14 protein-coding genes and 1 pseudogene are annotated in these 18854 nt (G+C 72.0%); 11 read left to right on the plus strand and 4 right to left on the minus strand.

Annotation, left to right across the window (positions count from 1 at the left end; genetic code table 11):
- Positions 1–758 (minus strand): annotated as a pseudogene (locus tag BLA60_RS31940) (hypothetical protein); the annotation flags it as partial.
- A gap of 239 nt (positions 759–997) precedes the next feature.
- On the opposite strand from BLA60_RS31940, the gene BLA60_RS31945 reads away from it, so the two are divergent.
- From BLA60_RS31945 to BLA60_RS31970, 6 genes are read left to right on the plus strand one after another with little or no spacing between them, the layout of a single operon-like run.
- Positions 998–2263: an AI-2E family transporter gene (locus BLA60_RS31945; RefSeq protein WP_075136770.1), complete on the plus strand. Its 1266-nt coding sequence runs from the start codon at positions 998–1000 to the stop codon at positions 2261–2263.
- Positions 2260–3435 carry a MacS family sensor histidine kinase gene (macS, locus tag BLA60_RS31950; RefSeq protein WP_075136771.1) on the plus strand — a complete coding sequence of 392 codons (1176 nt, stop codon included), beginning with the start codon at positions 2260–2262 and terminating at the stop codon, positions 3433–3435. The genes BLA60_RS31945 and macS overlap by 4 nt, the downstream gene beginning before the upstream one ends.
- Positions 3432–4130, plus strand: a complete 699-nt coding sequence (locus tag BLA60_RS31955) for a response regulator (RefSeq protein WP_075136772.1) — start codon at positions 3432–3434, stop codon at positions 4128–4130. The genes macS and BLA60_RS31955 overlap by 4 nt, the downstream gene beginning before the upstream one ends.
- Before the next feature lie 9 nt (positions 4131–4139).
- Positions 4140–4766 carry a DUF1707 SHOCT-like domain-containing protein gene (locus tag BLA60_RS31960; protein WP_245812272.1) on the plus strand — a complete coding sequence of 209 codons (627 nt, stop codon included), beginning with the start codon at positions 4140–4142 and terminating at the stop codon, positions 4764–4766.
- A 28-nt stretch (positions 4767–4794) separates the two neighbouring features.
- Positions 4795–5826 (plus strand): L-threonine 3-dehydrogenase, encoded by a 1032-nt coding sequence (tdh, locus tag BLA60_RS31965; RefSeq protein WP_075136774.1) that lies wholly within the window; start codon positions 4795–4797, stop codon positions 5824–5826.
- Entirely contained in the window at positions 5826–7016 is a 1191-nt protein-coding gene (locus tag BLA60_RS31970) for a glycine C-acetyltransferase (protein ID WP_075136775.1), read from the plus strand. The genes tdh and BLA60_RS31970 overlap by 1 nt, the downstream gene beginning before the upstream one ends.
- Before the next feature lie 291 nt (positions 7017–7307).
- On the opposite strand, the gene leuS is transcribed toward BLA60_RS31970, so the two are convergent.
- Positions 7308–10124 carry a leucine--tRNA ligase gene (gene leuS, locus BLA60_RS31975; protein ID WP_075136776.1) on the minus strand — a complete coding sequence of 939 codons (2817 nt, stop codon included), beginning with the start codon at positions 10122–10124 and terminating at the stop codon, positions 7308–7310.
- A gap of 177 nt (positions 10125–10301) precedes the next feature.
- On the opposite strand from leuS, the gene BLA60_RS31980 reads away from it, so the two are divergent.
- Complete coding sequence (locus BLA60_RS31980) at positions 10302–10751, plus strand: SdpI family protein (RefSeq protein WP_075136777.1); 450 nt, start codon at positions 10302–10304, stop codon at positions 10749–10751.
- Here BLA60_RS31980 and BLA60_RS31985 read toward each other — a convergent pair.
- On the minus strand, positions 10713–11315 hold the full coding sequence (locus BLA60_RS31985; protein ID WP_075136778.1) for a YqgE/AlgH family protein: 603 nt from the start codon (positions 11313–11315) through the stop codon (positions 10713–10715). The genes BLA60_RS31980 and BLA60_RS31985 overlap by 39 nt on opposite strands.
- A gap of 271 nt (positions 11316–11586) precedes the next feature.
- Here BLA60_RS31985 and BLA60_RS31990 point away from each other — a divergent pair, with 271 nt between their 5' ends.
- Entirely contained in the window at positions 11587–12927 is a 1341-nt protein-coding gene (locus tag BLA60_RS31990) for an MFS transporter (RefSeq protein WP_245812274.1), read from the plus strand.
- Here the strand turns inward: BLA60_RS31990 and BLA60_RS31995 are convergent.
- Entirely contained in the window at positions 12884–14341 is a 1458-nt protein-coding gene (locus BLA60_RS31995; protein ID WP_075136886.1) for a CCA tRNA nucleotidyltransferase, read from the minus strand. The genes BLA60_RS31990 and BLA60_RS31995 overlap by 44 nt on opposite strands.
- Positions 14342–14387: 46 nt before the next feature.
- Here BLA60_RS31995 and BLA60_RS32000 point away from each other — a divergent pair, with 46 nt between their 5' ends.
- From BLA60_RS32000 to murJ, 3 genes are read left to right on the plus strand one after another with little or no spacing between them, the layout of a single operon-like run.
- Positions 14388–14936 carry an NUDIX hydrolase gene (locus BLA60_RS32000; RefSeq protein WP_075136779.1) on the plus strand — a complete coding sequence of 183 codons (549 nt, stop codon included), beginning with the start codon at positions 14388–14390 and terminating at the stop codon, positions 14934–14936.
- A gap of 6 nt (positions 14937–14942) precedes the next feature.
- Positions 14943–17156, plus strand: coding sequence for a DUF6049 family protein (locus BLA60_RS32005; RefSeq protein ID WP_084735532.1), 2214 nt, complete (start codon positions 14943–14945; stop codon positions 17154–17156).
- Positions 17137–18771, plus strand: coding sequence for a murein biosynthesis integral membrane protein MurJ (murJ, locus tag BLA60_RS32010; RefSeq protein WP_245812276.1), 1635 nt, complete (start codon positions 17137–17139; stop codon positions 18769–18771). Before BLA60_RS32005 ends, murJ begins: the two co-directional genes overlap by 20 nt.
- Positions 18772–18854 lie beyond the last annotated feature (83 nt).

The raw sequence follows: 18854 nt of genomic DNA on the forward strand, positions 1-18854 counted from the left end.
GTGGTGCCGGCGCCGGCGGCGGTGTGGCCGCGCGGTGTCGCGGGAGCGCGGTCGGACCCCGGGAGGGCGGCGCCGGGCGCGTGGTCGGCCGGGTGGGCACCGGCGTTGCCGGTGGCCCCGGGAACCGGGGCGTTCGGCGCCGGCCGGGTGGGGGTGTCGGGGACCGCCGGCTCCGGGGAGCCTCGGTGGGGCCGGCCGGTCACGTAGGCGCGTTCGGTCGCGGTGCGCTCGGCGACGTGCTCGGGGCTGTGCTCGGCGACGGTGTCCTGACCGGCCTGACGGGCCTGGCCGGTCTGGTCACCGGCGGCGGTCACGGACGGGGCCGTGGCCGGTTCCGGGGTGGGCGCGAGCGGCCCGCCGGTCACGCCCGGACTGGCGACGGCCTCGACGACGTCGCCGACACCCGCAAGGCCGACGAGGTCGTCGAGGCCGCCATCGGGCAGCACCTCGACACGCGAGGTTGCTTCGGTGAGCTGGTCACCGACGTGGTCGAGCGAGAGCGCCGGCGACGCCGCCAGCGTGTCGAGCGCGCCACCCAGCGGTGCGACCGCCTCGGACAGCACGGGGCGTGCGTCGCCGAGGAGGTCGACCGGCGTGTTGACCGGCAGGTCCTGGGTCGGGTCGGCCGAGGCCGTGCCGGTGGACAGGAACCAGGCGAGGGCGGTGCCGGCGGCGGCGCCGCCGACGATGGTCAACGTCCGGCAGACGACGCGCCGTGCGACGGCGGCCCTGTCCCGTCCGTGCCTGACCTGATCCACCTGTGGACAACCTCACCTGGGTCGAGTCGCGAGTGCGTGACTGACGGTGAGGAAATCATCACGGGGGCTGAACCGCACGCCTCAGCGGCTGTTACCGCTCAATCGTGTGACGAACACTCTGTGTCTCCACACATCGCGTTCGGTAGTCGTCGCTGGCGGTACCGTTCGCGGCCGGAATTTGTCCACAGGCTCGCCGGACCCGTTCCCGAATGTCCGACTCGCTCGATAACGTTTCGGTTGTGACTAGTACCGACGAGCGCAAGCCCGCACGTAAACCCCAGCGCAAGCCCCCGGCCGACGTGACCCAGCTCGTCCCGACCGGTCTGCGGGTGAGTGCCGCGCTCGCCTGGCGGTTCCTGTTCGTGATCGCCGGGCTCTACGTGCTGATCTGGCTGGCCGGCTACTTCTCGCACATCATCGTCCCGCTGGCCATCGCCCTGCTGCTGGCCGCGCTGATGGCCCCCGGGGTCGACCGGCTGGTCCAGTGGCGGGTGCCGCGCTCGGCGGCCGCGGCGCTGGTCATGGTCAGCGGTATCGCCGTGGTCGGTGGGCTGATCACGTTCGTCGTCATCACGTTCACCAACGGCCTGCCCGAGTTGCAGGAACAGGTGTCCAACTCGCTGGAGCAGATCCGCAAGTGGCTCACCGACGGCCCGCTGCACATCTCCGGCGACCGCATCGAAGGCTTCATCGACGACACGATCGACGCCATCCAGAGCAACCAGGCGGCCATCACCGAGGGCGCGATCACCACCGCGACCACCATCGGCGAGATCCTCACCGGCTTCCTGCTGACCGTGTTCATCCTGATCTTCTTCCTCTACGACGGCCCCGGCATCTGGCGCTACCTCATGCGCGGCGTCCCGATGCGGGTCCGCGACCGGGTCGACGTCGCCGGCCGGCGGGGGTTCGCCGCGCTGGTCAGCTACGTGCGGGCGACCGCGGCGGTGGCCATGGTCGACGCGGTCGGCATCGGCATCGGCCTGGCGATCGTCGGCGTCCCGCTGGTCATCCCGCTGGCCGCGCTGGTGTTCCTGGCCGCGTTCATCCCGATCATCGGTGCGGTCATCGCCGGCACGGTGGCCGTGCTGGTCGCGCTGGTGGCCAACGGGTTCATCGCCGCGCTGGTCGTGCTGGCGATCGTCATCGGGGTGATGCAGCTGGAGAGCCACGTGCTCCAGCCGTGGCTGCTCGGCCGCGCGGTGCGGTTGCACCCGCTGGCCGTGGTGCTGGCCATCGCCGCCGGGTTGATCGCCGGCGGGATCGCCGGCGCGCTGCTGTCGGTCCCGCTGCTGGCGGTGCTCAACGCCGGCATCAAGTCGCTGGTCAACGAGCGCGGCACCGACCCGTCGGAGATCGACGTGCTGCACCAGGCCAGCGGGCACCACGAACACGAAACCGAGCACGAGCCCGAGCGCAAGGACGGGCCCGACCGGTCAAGGGGCGAGGACGGGGAGATCGATCCGGAGACCGGTGAGCCCCGGGCGACCTGGGAGCGGCCGTGACCCCTGCCGGCTTACCCGCCGGAGTCCCTTCGGTCCCGAAGGACCCGACCGTCCCGCTGTGGCGCGCGGCCGTCCTGCTGCGGGTGATCACGCTGCTGTTCGCCGCCGGGGTGGTGCTGACCTACCTCGACGGCTACCAGCGGCCGTGGCTCGCGCTGACCGGCGTCGGCGTGATGACCGCGTGGACCGTGGTCACCTCGCTGCGCTACCTGCGCCCGCACGACCGGCTGCTCGGCTTCACCGTCGGCGACCTGGTCGTGTGCTGCGCGCTGATGACCCTCTCGCGACTGGTGCTCAGCCACGAACAGCTGCGCCTCGACGCCGTGCCGCTGCTGCCCACGATCTGGGTCACCGGCGTGGTGGCGGCCGGCGCGGTGTGCGGCGGGCCGACCGTCGGCGCGGCCTTCGGCGGCGTGGTGGCCGCGTTCAACTACGGCGTGCGCGGCTACGTCGACACCGACCTGACCCGCGACCTGTTCCTGCTCGTCGGCGTCGGCTTCGTGCTGGGGCTCGCGGCCTCGGCCTCCCGGCAGTCGGCCGAGCGGCTCGCGCGGGCGCTGCGCGCCGAGGCGGCCACCGCCGAACGGGAACGGCTGGCCAGGTCCATCCACGACGGCGTGCTCCAGGTCCTGGCCAGGGTCCGCCGGCGCGGCACCGAACTCGGCGGGGAGGCCGCCGAACTCGCCCGGCTCGCCGGCGAGCAGGAGATCGCGCTGCGCACGCTGGTCTCCACCGCGCCCGAGCCCACCGACGAGAACGACAACGCCGACCTCGCCGGTCGGCTGCGGCTGCTGGCCACCGACCGGATCTCGGTCTCGGTGCCGGCCACCGCCGTGCGCCTGCCCGGCGCGCTGGCCCGCGAGCTGGAGTCGGTGGTGGGTGAGGCGCTGGCCAACGTGGTACGCCACGCGGGACCCCAGGCCCGGGCCTGGGTGCTGCTGGAGGACCTGGGCGCCGACATCGTGGTGAGCGTGCGGGACGACGGCGTCGGCATCCCGCCGGGCCGGTTGGACGAGGCGGAGCGGGAGGGACGTATGGGGGTCGCGTTGTCGATGAGGGGACGGGTCGCCGAACTGGGCGGCAGCATCACGGTGGAGACGGCACCGGGCGCCGGGGTGGAGTGGGAGCTGCAGGTCCCGCGCCCCGACGGGCCGGCGGGGCAACGACAATGACGGTCACCGTGATGGTGGTCGACGACCACCCGATGTGGCGCGACGGCGTCGCCCGCGACCTGGCCGAGCGCGAGTTCGACGTGGTGGCCACCGCCGGCGACGCGGCCGCCGCGGTCCGCATCGCCGGCACCGTCCGCCCGGATGTCGTGCTGATGGACCTCAACCTCGGGTCGGTGTCCGGGGTGGAGGCGATCCGGGAGATCACCGGCGCGCTGCCGGCCACCCGGGTCCTGGTCCTGTCCGCCAGCGGCGAGCACGGCGACGTGCTGGAGGCGGTCAAGGCCGGCGCCTCCGGCTACCTGATCAAGTCGGCGTCGGTGGCCGAGCTGGTCGACGCGGTCGAACGCACCGCGGCCGGCGACGCCGTGTTCACCCCTGGCCTGGCCGGCCTGGTGCTCGGCGAGTACCGGCGGATGGCCGCCGAACCCAAGGACGCCGACGGGCTGCCCAGCCTCTCGCAGCGGGAGACCGAGGTGCTGCGGCTGGTGGCCAAGGGGCTGACCGCGCGGCAGATCGCCGCCCGGTTACAGCTGTCGCACCGCACGGTGGAGAACCACGTGCAGTCCACGCTGCGCAAGCTCCAGCTGCACAACCGGGTCGAGCTGGCCAGGTACGCCATCGAGCACGGCCTGGACACCGACCCGGAGACCGACCCGGACGCCGCCACCACCACGGAGGTCCCGCCACGGGGATAACGTGGAGTGGTGACCGACACCCCCTTCGACCCCCGCGCGCTGCGCGTCTCCGACGCGGAGCGGATGCACGTCGTCAGCGTCCTGCAGAAGGCCATCGGCCACGGGATGCTCAACCTCGACGAGTTCACCGCGCGCACCGACCAGGCGCTGGCCGCCAAGACCCGCGGTGAGCTGAACGCGCTGCTGGCCGACCTGCCCGGGGTCACCCACCGGGACACCAGCGCCCCGGTCCAGCCACAGCCGGTGGAGATCCGCGCGGTGATGGCCTCGATCGTGCGCAAGGGCCAGTGGACCGTGCCACCCGATCTGGTGATCAAGAACCGGCTCGGTTCGACCGACCTGGACTTCACCGAGGCCAGGATCGACCACCCCGAGGTGCGGATCCGCCTGGAGGCCGGCGGCGGCACGGTCACCCTGCTGCTGCCCGAACGGGCCTCGGTGGACACCGGCGAGTTACGGATCAACGCCGGTGTGGTCAAGGACAAGGTCGGCAAGCCCTCCGGCGGCCGACCGCACTTCGTCCTTTCTGGCACGATGACCGCCGGCTCGCTGAACCTGCGGCAGGCCAGCTACGTGCGGATCGGGCGCCTGTTGGTCCGGTCGCCGTGGAAGGTGTCGTGGGACAACACGGAGTAGCGCGGAGGCTTGTTGTGAAGGCGTCACGGTGAAGGCCCTGGTCAAGGTCGCCCGGGGTCCGGGGCTGGAGCTCACGGAGGTCCCGGTGCCCGTCCCCGGGCCGGGCGACGTCCTGGTGCGGGTGCTGCGGACCGGGATCTGCGGCACCGACCTGCACATCGACGCGTGGGATGAGTGGGCCGCGGCGACGATCGACCCGCCGCTGATCCTGGGCCACGAGTTCGCCGGCGAGGTGGTCGAGATCGGCTCGTCGGTCACCAGGGTCCAGGTCGGCGACCTGGTCTCCGGCGAGGGCCACCTGGTGTGCGGCCGCTGCCGCAACTGCAAGGCCGGCCGCCGCCACCTGTGCGCGAACACCGTGGGCCTGGGCGTGCACACCAACGGCGCGTTCGCCGAGTTCACCGTGCTGCCCGAGCAGAACGCCTGGGTGCACACCCACCGGGTCGACCTGGACGTGGCGGCGATCTTCGACCCGTTCGGCAACGCCGTGCACACCGCGCTGTCGTTCCCGGTGCTCGGCGAGGACGTGCTGATCACCGGCGCCGGCCCGATCGGCCTGATGGCCGCCGCGGTCGCCCGGCACGCCGGCGCGCGGCACGTGGTGGTCACCGACGTGAGCGAGCCGAGGCTGGAGCTGGCCCGCAAGCTGGGCGCCGACCTGGCCCTGGACGTCAGCCAGCAGTCGGTCGGCTCGGTGTACCCGGAGCTGGACATGTCCGAGGGCTTCGACGTGGGCATGGAGATGTCCGGGCAGCCCAGCGCGCTGCGCGAGATGATCGCGAACATGACCCACGGCGGCCGGATCGCCATGCTGGGCCTGCCGGCCAGCGAGATCGCGGTCGACTGGAGCCGCGTGGTGCTCAAGATGCTGACCATCAAGGGCATCTACGGCCGGGAGATGTTCGAGACCTGGTACGCGATGTCGGTGCTGCTGCAGGCCGGTCTGGACATCTCACCGGTGATCACCCACCGCTACGCCCACACCGACTTCGCGGCGGCGTTCGCGACCGCCCGCGACGGCCGGTGCGGCAAGGTCATCCTCGACTGGACGGAGAGCTGATGTACGGCGCGATGCGGGAGAACCTGCTGGCCGAGCTGGCGGAGATCCGCGAGGCCGGCCTGTTCAAGTCCGAGCGGGTGATCAGCACGCCGCAGAACGCGGCGGTCCGCGTCGGCGACGAGCCGGCCGTGCTGAACTTCTGCGCCAACAACTACCTCGGCCTGGCCGACCACCCGGCGCTGGTGTCGGCGGCGAAGGAGGCGCTGGACCGCTGGGGCTTCGGGATGGCGTCGGTCCGGTTCATCTGCGGCACCCAGGAACCGCACAAGGAACTGGAGTCACGCCTGTCGCGGTTCCTCGGCACCGAGGACACGATCCTCTACAGCTCCTGCTTCGACGCGAACACCGGCCTGTTCGAGACCATCCTCGGCCCGGACGACGCGATCATCTCCGACGAGCTCAACCACGCGTCGATGATCGACGGCATCCGCCTGTGCAAGGCCAAGCGGCTGCGCTACCGCAACCGTGACCTCGCCGACCTCAAGCGCCAGCTGGAGGCGGCCGCCGGCGCCCGCTACCGGCTGATCGCCACCGACGGCGTGTTCTCCATGGACGGCTACCTGGCGCCGCTGGACGAGATCTGCGCGCTGGCCGACGCCCACGACGCCCTGGTGATGGTGGACGACTCGCACGCCGTCGGGTTCGTCGGCGAGACCGGTCGCGGCACCCCGGAGCTGTTCGGCGTGACCGACCGGGTGGACCTGGTGACCGGCACGCTGGGCAAGGCGCTGGGCGGGGCCAGTGGCGGGTACACGTCGGGCCGTGCGGAGATCGTGGCGATGTTGCGCCAGCGCTCGCGCCCGTACCTGTTCTCCAACTCGCTGGCGCCGGCGATCACCGCGACCGCGCTGGCGACCCTGGACCTGCTGTCCTCGTCGAGCGAGCTGCTGGTGCGCCTGCGCGCCAACACGGCGCTGTTCCGTGACCTGATGACCGACGCCGGTTTCGACCTGCTCCCCGGCGAGCACCCGATCATCCCGGTGATGATCGGCGACGCGGCCAGGGCCGGTCGGATGGCGGACCTGCTGCTCGAACAGGGCATCTACGTGATCGGCTTCTCCTATCCGGTGGTGCCGCACGGCAAGGCCCGGATCCGCACCCAGATGTCGGCGGCGCACTCGGAGGCCGACGTCCGCCGGGCCGTCGACGCCTTCGTCGCGGCCCGCGAGAAACTTGAGGACGCAACGTGACCTACACAGCGGATTCGGACGAACACGCCTTCCGGGAGTTCGTGCGCAACTGCTAACGATTAGTCAGCGCAGGCAGGCGTCGATGCCACAATGTTCGTCAACTCTGACAGGTGCCAAGACCGGGAGACCGGTAGCGTCACAACATCAGAGCCCCAACGCCGGCGAGAGTCGTGCGTCGGGGCCCGGCCGCTGAGGCCGGGCTTCGCGCCGCCGGCACCGGTCGCGTAGCCCCCCGAGCGATCGGTGCCGGCGGCGCGGTTCCGAAACCCGGACCGCACCGCCGGCGCCCGCCTAGAGGACCACGTTCACCAGGCGGCCGGGGACCACGATCACCTTGCGCGGCTCGCCGGTGACCAGGGCGGCGATCTTCTCCTCGGCCAGGGCGGCGGCGCGCACGTCGTCCTGGGTGGCCGAGGCCGGGACGGTGACCCGGGAACGGACCTTGCCGTTGACCTGGATGGGGTACTCGACGGTGTCCTCGACCAGGTAGCGCTCGTCGGCCGTCGGGAACGGGCCGTGGGCCAGCGAGCCGTCGTGACCCAGGGCCGCCCACAGTTCCTCGGCGATGTGCGGGCACAGCGGCGCCGTCATCAGCACCATCGGCTCCAGGACCGCGCGCGGTACCGGCTTGCCGGCGTAGGCCTTGGTCACGTGGTTGTTCAGCTCGATCAGCTTCGCGCCGGCGGTGTTGAACCGCATGGCGGCGTAGTCGGCGTGTACGCCATCGACCGTGCGGTGCAGGGCGCGCAGGGTGTCCTCGTCCGGGTCGGCCTCGGTGAACCGGGCCTCGCCGGTGGTCTCGTCGAAGACGTTGCGCCACATGCGCTGCAGGAACCGCTGGGCGCCGACGACGTCCTTGGTCGCCCACGGGCGGGAGACCTCCATCGGGCCCATGGACATCTCGTAGAACCGGAAGGTGTCCGCGCCGTAGCGGTCGCACATGTCGTCGGGGGTGACGACGTTCTTCAGGCTCTTGCCCATCTTCCCGTACTCCTGGCGTACCTCCTCGCCGTTGTACAGGAATTTGCCGTCCACTTCGGACACTTCCTCGGCCGGGACGTACACGCCCCGGGAGTCGGTGTAGGCGTAGGCCTGGATGTAGCCCTGGTTGAACAGCCGCCGGTAGGGCTCCCACGCCGACACGTGCCCCAGGTCGAACAGCACCTTCTGCCAGAACCGCGAGTACAGCAGGTGCAGCACCGCGTGCTCGATCCCGCCGATGTACAGGTCCACCCCGCCCGGGTCCGACGGCCCGTGCAGCTCCGGACGCGGGCCCAGCCAGTAGGCCTCGTTCTCCGGCTCGCAGAACCGCTGGTCGTCGGTCGGGTCCACGTAGCGCAGCTGGTACCAGCACGAACCCGCCCACTGCGGCATCACGTTCGCGTCCCGGCGGTAGCGCTTCGGGCCGTCGCCCAGGTCCAGCTCGACCTCGATCCAGTCCGTCGCCTTCGCCAGCGGCGGCGAGGGCTCGGAGTCGGCGTCGTCGGGGTCGAACGTGGTCGGCGAGTAGTCGTCCACCTCCGGCAGCTCCACCGGCAGCATCGACTCCGGCAGCGCGACCGGCAGGCCGTCCTCGTCGTAGACGATCGGGAACGGCTCGCCCCAGTAGCGCTGGCGGGCGAACAGCCAGTCGCGCAGCTTGTACTGCAGCCGGCCCTCGCCGTGGCCGTTGGTCTCCAGCCAGTCGATCATGGTCTTCTTGGCCGAGGCGATGTCCAGGCCGTCCAGGAAACCCGAGTTGATCGCCGGGCCCTCCCCGGTGAACGCCTCGCCGGTGAAGTCCTCGCCCGGCTCGACCGTGCGCACGATCGGCAGCCCGAACGCCGCCGCGAAGTCCCAGTCGCGCTGGTCCTGGCCGGGCACGGCCATGATCGCGCCGGTGCCGTAGCCCATCAGCACGTAGTCGGCGATGAACACCGGGACGCGGGTGTCGGTGACCGGGTTGACGGCGTACGCGCCGACGAACACCCCCGTCTTGTCCTTGTTCTCCTGCCGGTCCAGCTCCGACTTCTGGGAGGCGGCCAGCCGGTAGGCGGCCACCGCCTCCGCCGGGGTCGCCGCGCCGCCGGTCCAGCGCGGGTCGGTGCCCTCGGGCCAGGCGTCGGCCAGCAGCCGGTCGACCAGGTGGTGCTCGGGGGCCAGGACCATGTAGGTCGCGCCGAACAGGGTGTCCGGGCGGGTGGTGAAGACCTCGATCCGCTCCTCGCCGGCCGGGAACCGGACGTGCGCGCCGGACGAGCGGCCGATCCAGTTCCGCTGCATGGCCTTGACCTTCTCCGGCCAGTCCAGCTCGTCCAGGTCGTCCAGCAGGCGGTCCGCGTAGGCGGTGATCCGCATCATCCACTGGCGCAGGTTCTTGCGGAACACCGGGAAGTTGCCCCGGTCCGAACGGCCGTCGGGGGTGACCTCCTCGTTGGCCACCACGGTGCCCAGGCCGGGACACCAGTTGACCGGCGCCTCGGACTGGTACACCAGCCGGTAGGAGTCGATCACCTTCCGCCGCTCGGTCGCCGACAGCGCCGACCAGGCCCGCCCGTCCGGGGTCGCCCGCGACCCTTCCACGAACTCCCGCTCCAGGTCGGCGACCGGCCGGGCCTTGTTCACCCGCTCGTCGAACCAGGCGTTGTAGATCTGCAGGAAGATCCACTGCGTCCAGCGGTAGTAGGTCAGGTCGGTGGTGGCGATCCGGCGGCGCTCGTCGTGGCCCAGGCCCAGGCGGCGGATCTGGTTCAGGTACCGCCCGATGTTGTCCTCGGTGGTCTTGCGCGGGTGCTGACCGGTCTGCACCGCGTACTGCTCGGCCGGCAGGCCGAACGCGTCGAAGCCCATGGTGTGCAGGACGTTGCGCCCGGTCATCCGGTGGTAGCGGGCGAACACGTCCGTGCCGATGAAGCCCAGCGGGTGCCCGACGTGCAGCCCCGCGCCCGACGGGTACGGGAACATGTCCTGCACGAACAGCTTGTCCGACGGCACGTCCCCGGCCAGCGGCCCGACCGGGTTCGGCGCGTGGAAGGTGCCGTGCTCCTCCCAGTGCTGCTGCCAGCGCGACTCGATCGAGTTGGCCACCGCGGCCGTGTACCGGTGGGCCGGTGTGGACTCGTCACTCATCGGGGGTCCTTCCGTGGGCACGCTCTGCGGACATAACAAAACCCCTCCGCCACGTGGGCATGAGGGGTCTGCCGCGCCGACCGGTCGGTCAGCGCGGCCAAGTAAGGAGCCGGCGCCCGATGCTCATGGCACCCAGGATAGCGCGGGGGCCGTTCGACGTTCACCTACCATCGGGGCGTGCATCTTCTCTCGCTCGTGCCGTTGGTCATCGGGCTGGCCATCGCCGCCGTCGGGGTGCTCGGGCTGACCGAACGGCTGCCGCGCAACCGCTTCGGCGGCGTCCGGACCCCGGCCAGCATGCGCACCGACCAGACCTTCGCCCTGGCCAACAAGGTCGCCGGGCTGCCGCTGGCGGTCGCCGGGGCGGTCGGGATCGTCGGCGGGATCGCCGGGCTGCTGGCCGCCAACCTGCTGTTCGCCGGCCTCGGGCTGGTCGGCCTGGCGGGCATCGCGCTCGGCGGCGGGGTGCTCGGCCACCGCGCGGCGCAGACCGTGCCGGACGAGGCGCCGCCGCTGCCCGCCGGCTGCCAGGGCTGTGCCTGCGGCGGCTGCGAGCTGACGAAGTCACTCGGCGGGCCGGCCGGCGGCTCAGTTGGTGCGAACGTCACCCGGGTGGGTGGCCAGTAGCGCCAGCGGCATCCCCTGGCGCCGCAGCACCCGCCCCCACAGGTCCTGGTCGGGCGGGGCCACCACGTCGCTGGGCAGCGCCGGCACCACGATCCAGTCGCCGCGCTCGATCTCCCCGGCGACCTGGCCGACGTCCCAGCCGGCATAGCCGGCGAACACCCGCAGGCCGCGGAACTTGGGCACCAGCGCGGCCGGGTCGGCGTCCAGGTCGACCAGCGCCACCGGGCCGCGCACGCCGATCAGGCCACGCACGCCGTTGGCCTGCTCACCGGTGCGCATCGCGGCCAGGCACAGGGCGGTCTTCTGGTCCACCGGTCCGCCGACGAACACCGAGCCGGGAGTGGTCACGTGCGGACCCCAGCTGGGCAGGACGTCGTCGACCGGAACCTCACTGGGCCGGTTCAGCACGACACCGAGCGTGCCCTCGCCCCGATGGTCGATCACGAACACGACCGTGCGGCGGAAGTTGGCGTCGGTCAGGCTGGGGGCCGCCACGAGCAGCGTTCCCGGCTCCACGGCCGCATCGGGGGCTGCATCGGAAGGCTCGGATCGCACAAGCGACATGATCCCACCCGTTGAGTCGGAATCCAGCAGCCGTATGGCTTCTGGGGAACAATGGAGGGTGCCGGCTCGTTGTAGCCGGTGGTCGGAACGCCGCTGTGTCCCCCGGGCTCAACCAAGAACCGCCTTTGTGGAATACCAGTTCGGCTGGAGCCACACTGCGCCAACCGCCGAGAGGCGACCGGGCGTTCCACCACCGAACGGCGTGCGCCCCGGGTCGACCGGGACGCACGCCGTTCGGACTTCTCACCGTCTCGCCGTAGGCTGGGTGGTCGTGAGTAGCACCGTCGGAGTCGACCCGGGTGGCAACCCGGAGTCGGCCCACCACCTCCGGATCGGGCCGCGGCGCCTGCTCGGCTTCGCCGGGTACCGCAGGCTGCTGCTGTCGCGGTTCCTGTCGCAGTGGGGTGACGGGCTGTTCCAGGGCGGGCTGCTCGGAGCGGTCGTGTTCAACCCGGAACGCGCGGTCAGCCCGGCGGAGATCGCCGGCGGGTTCGCCGTGCTGCTGCTGCCGTACTCGATCGTCGGGCCGTTCGCCGGGGCGCTGCTCGACCGCTGGGACCGCCGCCGGGTACTGGTCGCGGCCAACGTCGTACGCGGGGTGCTGGTGCTGGTCACCGCCGGCTGTGTGGCCGCCGGGGTGGCGGGGCTGCCGCTGCTGATGCTCGCCCTGGTCGTGATGGGGATCAGCCGGTTCATCGGGGCCGGGCTGTCCGCGGCGCTGCCGCACGTGGTGCCGGTGCGCAACCTGGTCGAGGCCAACGCGCTGGCGGTGACGATCGGCGCGATCGTGTCGGTGTTCGGCGCGGCCTGCGCGTTCGGGCTGCGGTCGGTGTTCGGCGAGGACGATGCCGGCTCCGGGATCACCACGGCGGTCGCCGTGGTCGGCTCGGTGCTGGCAGCGGTGGCGGCCGCCCGGTTCACCAGGGGAGCGCTGGGCCCGGACGCGGTGGACGAGCCGTCGACGGCGGTGGCGGCGGTGGCCAACGGGCTGTTCGACGGCGCGCGGGTCGCGCTGCGCACACCGAGCGTGGCCGCCGGGTTCTGCGCGTTGCTCGCCCACCGGGTGTCCTTCGGCATCTCGCTGCTGCTGACCGTGCTGCTGATGCGTTTCAGCTTCGAGGACTGGGGGCCGGTCACCGCCGGCGAACCGGGGCTCGGCCTGGTGCTGGGCTTCGGCGCGGCCGGCATCTTCGTCGCCGGGGTGACCACCGCGCGGGTGGTCACCGCGCTGGGCCGCAAGCGCGCGGTGCTGCTGGCCCTGGGGCTGGCGGCCTCCGCGCAGCTGTGCCTCGGGCTGCCGATGGTCCTGCCGACGGCGTTGCTGGCCGCGTTCCTCATCGCCTACGCCGGGCAGGTCGTCAAGCTGTGCGTGGACGCCGCCGTGCAGCGCGACATCGGCGACGAGGCCCGCGGCCGGGTGTTCGCCCTCTACGACATGCTGTTCAACATCACCCAGGTGTTCGCGGTGGGCATCGCGGCGACGATGATCCCGGCCAACGGCGAGTCGGTCCCGCTGATCGTCATCGCGACCGTGGTCTACCTGATCGGGATGGCCGGCTTCGAGTTGGTCACCCGGCGTCACCAGCGGCGGGAGACTCCCCACCCGGCGTGATGCCTTGCTCGGCGGCCCACCGGCGCAGTTCGGCGACCGCCTCGTCGTGGTCGAGCGGGCCCCGGTCCAGTCGCAGGTCCTTGAGGAAGCGCCACGCCTGGCCGACCAGCGGGCCGGGCGGCAGCCCGAGCAGCCGCATGATCTCGTTGCCGTCCAGGTCGGGCCGCACCCTGGCCAGGTCCTCCTCGGCGGCGATCCGGGCGATCCGCTCCTCGAGGCCGTCGTAGGTGCGTTGCAGGGCGGCGGCCTTGCGCCGGTTGCGGGTGGTGCAGTCGGCCCGGACCAGCTTGTGCAGCCGGGTCAGCAGCGGGCCGGCGTCGGTGACGTAGCGGCGCACCGCCGAGTCGGTCCACTCGCCCCGGCCGTAGCCGTGGAAGCGCAGGTGCAGGTACACCAGCTGGGCGACGTCCTCGATCACGTCCTTGGGGTAGCGCAGGGCGCGCAAACGCTTGCGCACCATCTTGGCGCCGACCACCTCGTGGTGGTGGAAGCTCACCCCGCCACCGGAGATGTGCCGGCGCGTCGGCGGCTTGCCGATGTCGTGCAGCAGCGCCGCCAGCCGCAGCACCAGGTCCGGCGAGTTGTCCTCGTCCTCCAGGTCGATCGCCTGGTCCAACACCACCAGCGAGTGCTGGTAGACGTCCTTGTGCTGGTGGTGCTCGTCGATCTCCAGGCGCATCGCCGGCACCTCCGGCAGCACCGTGGCGGCCAGCCCGGTGTCCACCATCAGCTCGACCCCGCGCCTCGGGTACCGCCCGCACAGCAGCTTGGACAGCTCGACCTGGATCCGCTCGGCGGTGATCCGCTCCAGCTCACCGGCCATCGCCGTCATCGCCTCGACCACCCGGGGAGCCGGGGTGAACCCCAACTGGCTGACGAACCGGGCGGCGCGCATCATCCGCAGCGGATCGTCGGCGAAGGACTCCTGCGGGGTGGCCGGGGTGTCCAGCCGCCGCGCCGACAACGCCGCCAGCCCGTCGTAGGGGTCGACGAAGGTCCTGTTGACCAGGTCGACGGCCATCGCGTTGACCGTGAAGTCCCGCCGCACCAGGTCGTCGATCACCGAGTCGCCGAAGCGGACCTCGGGGTTGCGGCTGGTCCGGTCGTAGGAGTCCGCCCGGAACGTGGTGATCTCCACGTCGACGCCCCGGCGGCGCGCGCCCAGCGTGCCGAACGCGATCCCGGTGTCCCAGATGGCCTCGGCCCAGCCCGTGAGGATCGCCCGTACCCGCTCGGGGCGGGCGTCGGTGGTGAAGTCGAGGTCCTGCGCCGGGCGGCGCAGCAGCGCGTCACGCACGCTCCCGCCGACCAGGTACAGCGAATGCCCGGCCGAGGCGAAGCGCTCCGCCAGCTCCTCGGCCACGGGGAAGCGCAGGCTTTCCAGCACGGCATCGGGTTGGGTCAGGTTGGACACGGGGAACGAGCGTATCGGGGAGCGGCACCGCACTACGATCGCGTTCATGCCCTCGACGTCCGGCCGGCCCCGGGGCGCCCGTTCCGGGCGCCGCGGTCGCCGCCGTGGACGTCGCCTCGCCTCGGTCGACGAGACGTCGGCCGGCGGCGTGGTGGTCAACGTCGACCGGGACCGGGTCGCCCTCATCGGCCGGCTCGACCGGCGCGGACGACTGCTCTGGTCGCTGCCGAAAGGGCACATCGAGGAGGGTGAGACCCCCGAGCAGACCGCGGTACGGGAGGTCACCGAGGAGACCGGCATCCTGGGCGAGATAATGCGCCCGCTCGGCACCATCGACTACTGGTTCGTCGCCGACCGCCGCCGGATCCACAAGACCGTGCACCACTACCTCATGGAGGAGCGCGGCGGCGAGCTGTCCGACGACGACGTCGAGGTGACCGAGGTCGCCTGGGTCCCCCTCGACGAGTTGGAGGAGCGGCTTGCCTACGCCGACGAGCGCCGCCTGGTGCTGCGCGCGCTCGAACTGCTCGCGACCCCCGACGGGTCCGGCGAACCCGACCGTGCCGAGACGGGCCGCACCTCGGACGGGAGCTGAGCCGGCGTGACCAGATGGACGCGGGCCGCCGGCCTGCTCGCCGTGGCGCTGATCACAGCGGGCCTCGCCGCCCCGGTCGCCGGCCCGCTCGCCACCGCCGACCCGATCGGCGCCCCGGTCGCCCCCAGCGGCGGCGGCCGGGAGCTGCTGCGGCTGGAGGTCGACTCGCTCAGCCCCCGGCTGGTCACCGCCGGCACCACGAAGGTCACCGTCACCGGTCGGATCACCAACGTCGGTGACCGCCGGGTCGACGACATCGACGCCAAGCTCCAGCGCGGCGACCCGGTGCGCGCCGACGGCGACCTGTGGAACCTCCCCGGCCGCGCCACCGACACCGCCGACACGCCGTTCGTCGAGGTCAGCGAGTCGCTCGACCCGGGGGACTCGGTCGAGCTGAGCCTGGACGCCGCCCTGCGCGGCCCGGACTCGCTGGACGTGTCGACCCCGGGTGTCTACCCGCTGCTGGTCAACGTCAACGGCGAACCGGACTTCGGCGGCCAGGCCAGGCTCGCCGCCGTGTCGCTGCCGCTGCCGGTGCTGGAGGTCGACGGCGCCCCGGCGGTCCGGCCCCGGGACGACCCGCCGGCGATGACGGTCATCTGGCCGATCCTGGACACCGAGCCCCGCCGGCTGCCGGTCAGCCGCGAGGACGGCCGGCCGGTACTGGGCGACGACCAGCTCGCCGAGTCGGTCTCGGCCGGCGGGCGGCTGTTCGGCCTGGTCAACTCGGCCGCCACGGCCACCGCCAGCAACGGCGAGCTGGCCACCTCGCTGTGCTTCGCCCTGGACCCCGACCTGCTCTCGACCGTGTCCGACATGGCCAAGGGCTACTACGTGCGCGACGAGAACGGCCGGCTGGTCGCCGGCGGCGGTGACGAGGCCGCCGCCGACTGGCTGACCAGGGTCGCCGAGCTGACCAGGGGCCGCTGCGTGATGTCGGTGCCCTTCGCCGACGCCGACCTGGTCGCGCTGTCGCGCTCCGGCGCCGTCGACCTGGCCACCGTGGCGCTCGCCAGCTCCTCGACGGTCGCCGAACTGCTCGCCCCGGTCCAGCCGGTGGCGGGCCTGTTCTGGCCGGCCGGCGGCTCGTTCGACAAGCGCACGGTCGTCGACCTGGCCGCGATCGGCCCCACGACGGTGATCGCCGACCCGGCCCACCTGCAGAAGGTCAGCGGCGCGGCCCCGTACTCGGTCACCGGCACCACCCAAACCGCCTACCCGGTCCGCGCGCTGGCCACCGACCCGCTGCTGTCCAGCTCGCTCAACGTCGCCGCCCCGCGCTCGGGCGGTGACCGGTCGCTGCAACGCGGACTGGCCGCGTTGACCTTCCGCGCGCTGTTCGACCAGAAGGCGGCCGGCGCCCAGGTGCTGGTCGCCCCGCCGCGCCGGTGGACCGCGTCGACCAGCGAGCTGACCGGCTACCTCGACCTGGCCCAGCGCCTGCTCGACGGCGGCTACGTCGAGCCGGCCTCGTTGCAGGCGCAGGCCGCCGCGCCGAGCGCCGGCACGGCCGGCGGCCTGACCTACTCCCCGCAGGACAGCGCCCGCGAGGTCCCGGCGTCGGTGAGCGCCCAGGTCGCCCGGCTCAACACCACCCGGCGCGACCTGCTGGACGCGATGAGCGGCGACAACACCAGCGACGTCGACCCGAACACGCTGCTCGCGCCACTGCAGAACGGCCTGCTGCGGGCCACCTCGACCGCCTGGCGCGGCGACCCCCGGGCGGCGGGCGACGCCGTCGAGGAGGTCCGCGAGCAGCTCGACACGCTGCGCGCCCGGGTGACGGTGACCAACCCGGACCGCCCGTTGCAGATGGCATCGGGCGACAGCCCGATCCCGGTCAGCGTGCACAACGAGCTGCCGGTCGGCATCACCGTGCGGGTGCGGGTCAGCGCCCCGCCCGGGCTGAACATCGAGCCGATCCAGGACGTGCCGGTGCCGCCGCACCACACCCGCAACGCCTACGTGCCGGCCGAGGTGACCCGCGCCGGACGGTTCAAGGTGGAGGTGTCGCTGACCACCCCCGGCGGCACGCCGCTGGGCGAGGACGCCCGCCTGGAGCTGAGCTCGACCTCCTACGGTGTCATCACGGTCGCCATCACCGGCACGGCCGGTGGCGTGCTGGTGATCCTGGTGGCCTTCCGGATCTTCCGCAGGATCCGGGGCGCGCGGACCGCCGCGAGGAAGGATGGCCCGGCTGATGGCACGGTCGATGGCTGAGGCGAAACGCACGCCGGTGCCCTCCCTCGCCAAGGCGAGCGGCTCGATGGCGATCGCCACACTGATCAGCCGGATCACCGGGTTCGCCTGGAAGGTCATGCTGGCGTGGGCGGCGAGCCTTGGCGTGGTCAACGACTCGTTCACCGTGGCCAACACGCTGCCCAACATCGTCTTCGAGCTGCTGTTCGGCGGGGTGCTGGCCAGTGTCGTGATCCCGCTGCTGGTGCGCGCCCAGGACGACGAGGACGGCGGCCTGGCCTACACCCAGCGCCTGATCACCATGGCGATGACCATGCTGGCGATCGGCACGGCCGTGGCGGTGGCGCTGGCCCCGCTGTTCACCCGGCTGTACATGGACGGCTCGACCGGCGAGGCCAACCCCGAGCTGGCGACCGCGTTCGCCTACCTGCTGCTGCCGGAGATCCTGTTCTACGGCCTGTTCGCGGTCCTCTCGGCGATCCTGCAGGCCAAGCACGTGTTCGGCCCGCCGGCCTGGGCGCCGGTGATGAACAACCTGATCGTCATGGCGACCATCGGCGTGTACGCGATGCTGCCCGGCGAGATCTCGCTCAACCCGGTGCGGATGGGCGACGCGAAGCTGCTGACGCTGGGCATCGGCGTCACCCTCGGCATCGCCGTGCAGGCGCTGGTGCTGCTGCCGGCGCTGCGCCGGATCGGCTTCCGCTTCCGCTGGAACTGGGGCCTGGACGAGCGGTTCCGCGAGTTCGGCGGCCTGGCGATGTGGATCATCGGCTATGTGGCGATCAGCCAGGTCGGCATGGTCTTCACCACCCGCGTGCTGACCGCCGGGGCGCCCGGCGGCGCGGCCATCTACGCCAACGCCTGGCTGCTGTTCCAGCTGCCCTACGGCGTCATCGGGGTGTCGCTGCTGACCGCGATCATGCCCCGGCTGAGCCGCTCGGCGGCCGACGGCGACACCGCCAAGCTGGTCGGTGACCTGTCGCTGGCGAGCCGGCTGTCCACGGTCATGCTGGTGCCGCTCTCGGCGATCCTGACCATCGCCGGCTCGGCCATCGGCATCGCGCTGTTCGGCTACGGCAACGCCGACGTCGCCGACGCCCAGCGCCTGGGCGACGCGCTGGCGTTCTCCGCGTTCGGCATCCTCCCGTACGCGCTGGTGATGTTGCAGCTGCGCGTGTTCTACGCGATGAAGGACGCCCGCACCCCCACGCTGATCATGATCGTGATGACCGTGGTGAAGATTCCACTGCTGTACATGTGCCGCGACCAGCTGCGCGCCGAGGACGTGGTGATCGGCGTGCTGCTGGTCAACTCGCTGACCTTCGTCGTCGGCGCGGTGCTCGGCCAGATGTGGCTGTGGGTGCGGCTGGGCCGGCTGCAGAGCATGCGGGTGGTGCGGGTGATCGTCCAGTGCGTGGCCGCCGGGGTCGCCGGCACGCTGGTCGCGCTGGGCGCCGGGCTGCTGATCGACAGCGTCCTCGACTCGTCCGGGCCGACCCTGGTGGCGTGGATCAAGGTCGTGGTGCAGTCGGTGGTCACCGGTGTGGTCACGTTCGGGTTGCTGGCCGTGTTCAAAGTGCCCGAACTCGAACCGGCGAGGCAACGAATCACCCGACTGGTACGTCGAGGGTAGGGAAGACAGCAGGAAGAACCCCGGCCGTTCACGTAGGCTCGTTTCAATCGGCCGAACACGTCATAGGACCGTGTCCACCTCGC

Source organism: Actinophytocola xinjiangensis, from assembly GCF_001921215.1.
Classification (GTDB): domain Bacteria; phylum Actinomycetota; class Actinomycetes; order Mycobacteriales; family Pseudonocardiaceae; genus Actinophytocola; species Actinophytocola xinjiangensis.

Excerpts from the sequence above, each read along its gene's own strand:
- BLA60_RS31955 (WP_075136772.1), top strand. The coding sequence starts at position 3,432 with ATGACGGTCACCGTGATGGTGGTCGACGACCACCCGATGTGGCGCGAC.
- BLA60_RS31970 (WP_075136775.1), top strand. The coding sequence starts at position 5,826 with ATGTACGGCGCGATGCGGGAGAACCTGCTGGCCGAGCTGGCGGAGATC.
- leuS (WP_075136776.1), bottom strand. The coding sequence starts at position 10,124 with ATGAGTGACGAGTCCACACCGGCCCACCGGTACACGGCCGCGGTGGCC.
- BLA60_RS31985 (WP_075136778.1), bottom strand. The coding sequence starts at position 11,315 with ATGTCGCTTGTGCGATCCGAGCCTTCCGATGCAGCCCCCGATGCGGCC.
- BLA60_RS32000 (WP_075136779.1), top strand. The coding sequence starts at position 14,388 with ATGCCCTCGACGTCCGGCCGGCCCCGGGGCGCCCGTTCCGGGCGCCGC.
- murJ (WP_245812276.1), top strand. The coding sequence starts at position 17,137 with ATGGCACGGTCGATGGCTGAGGCGAAACGCACGCCGGTGCCCTCCCTC.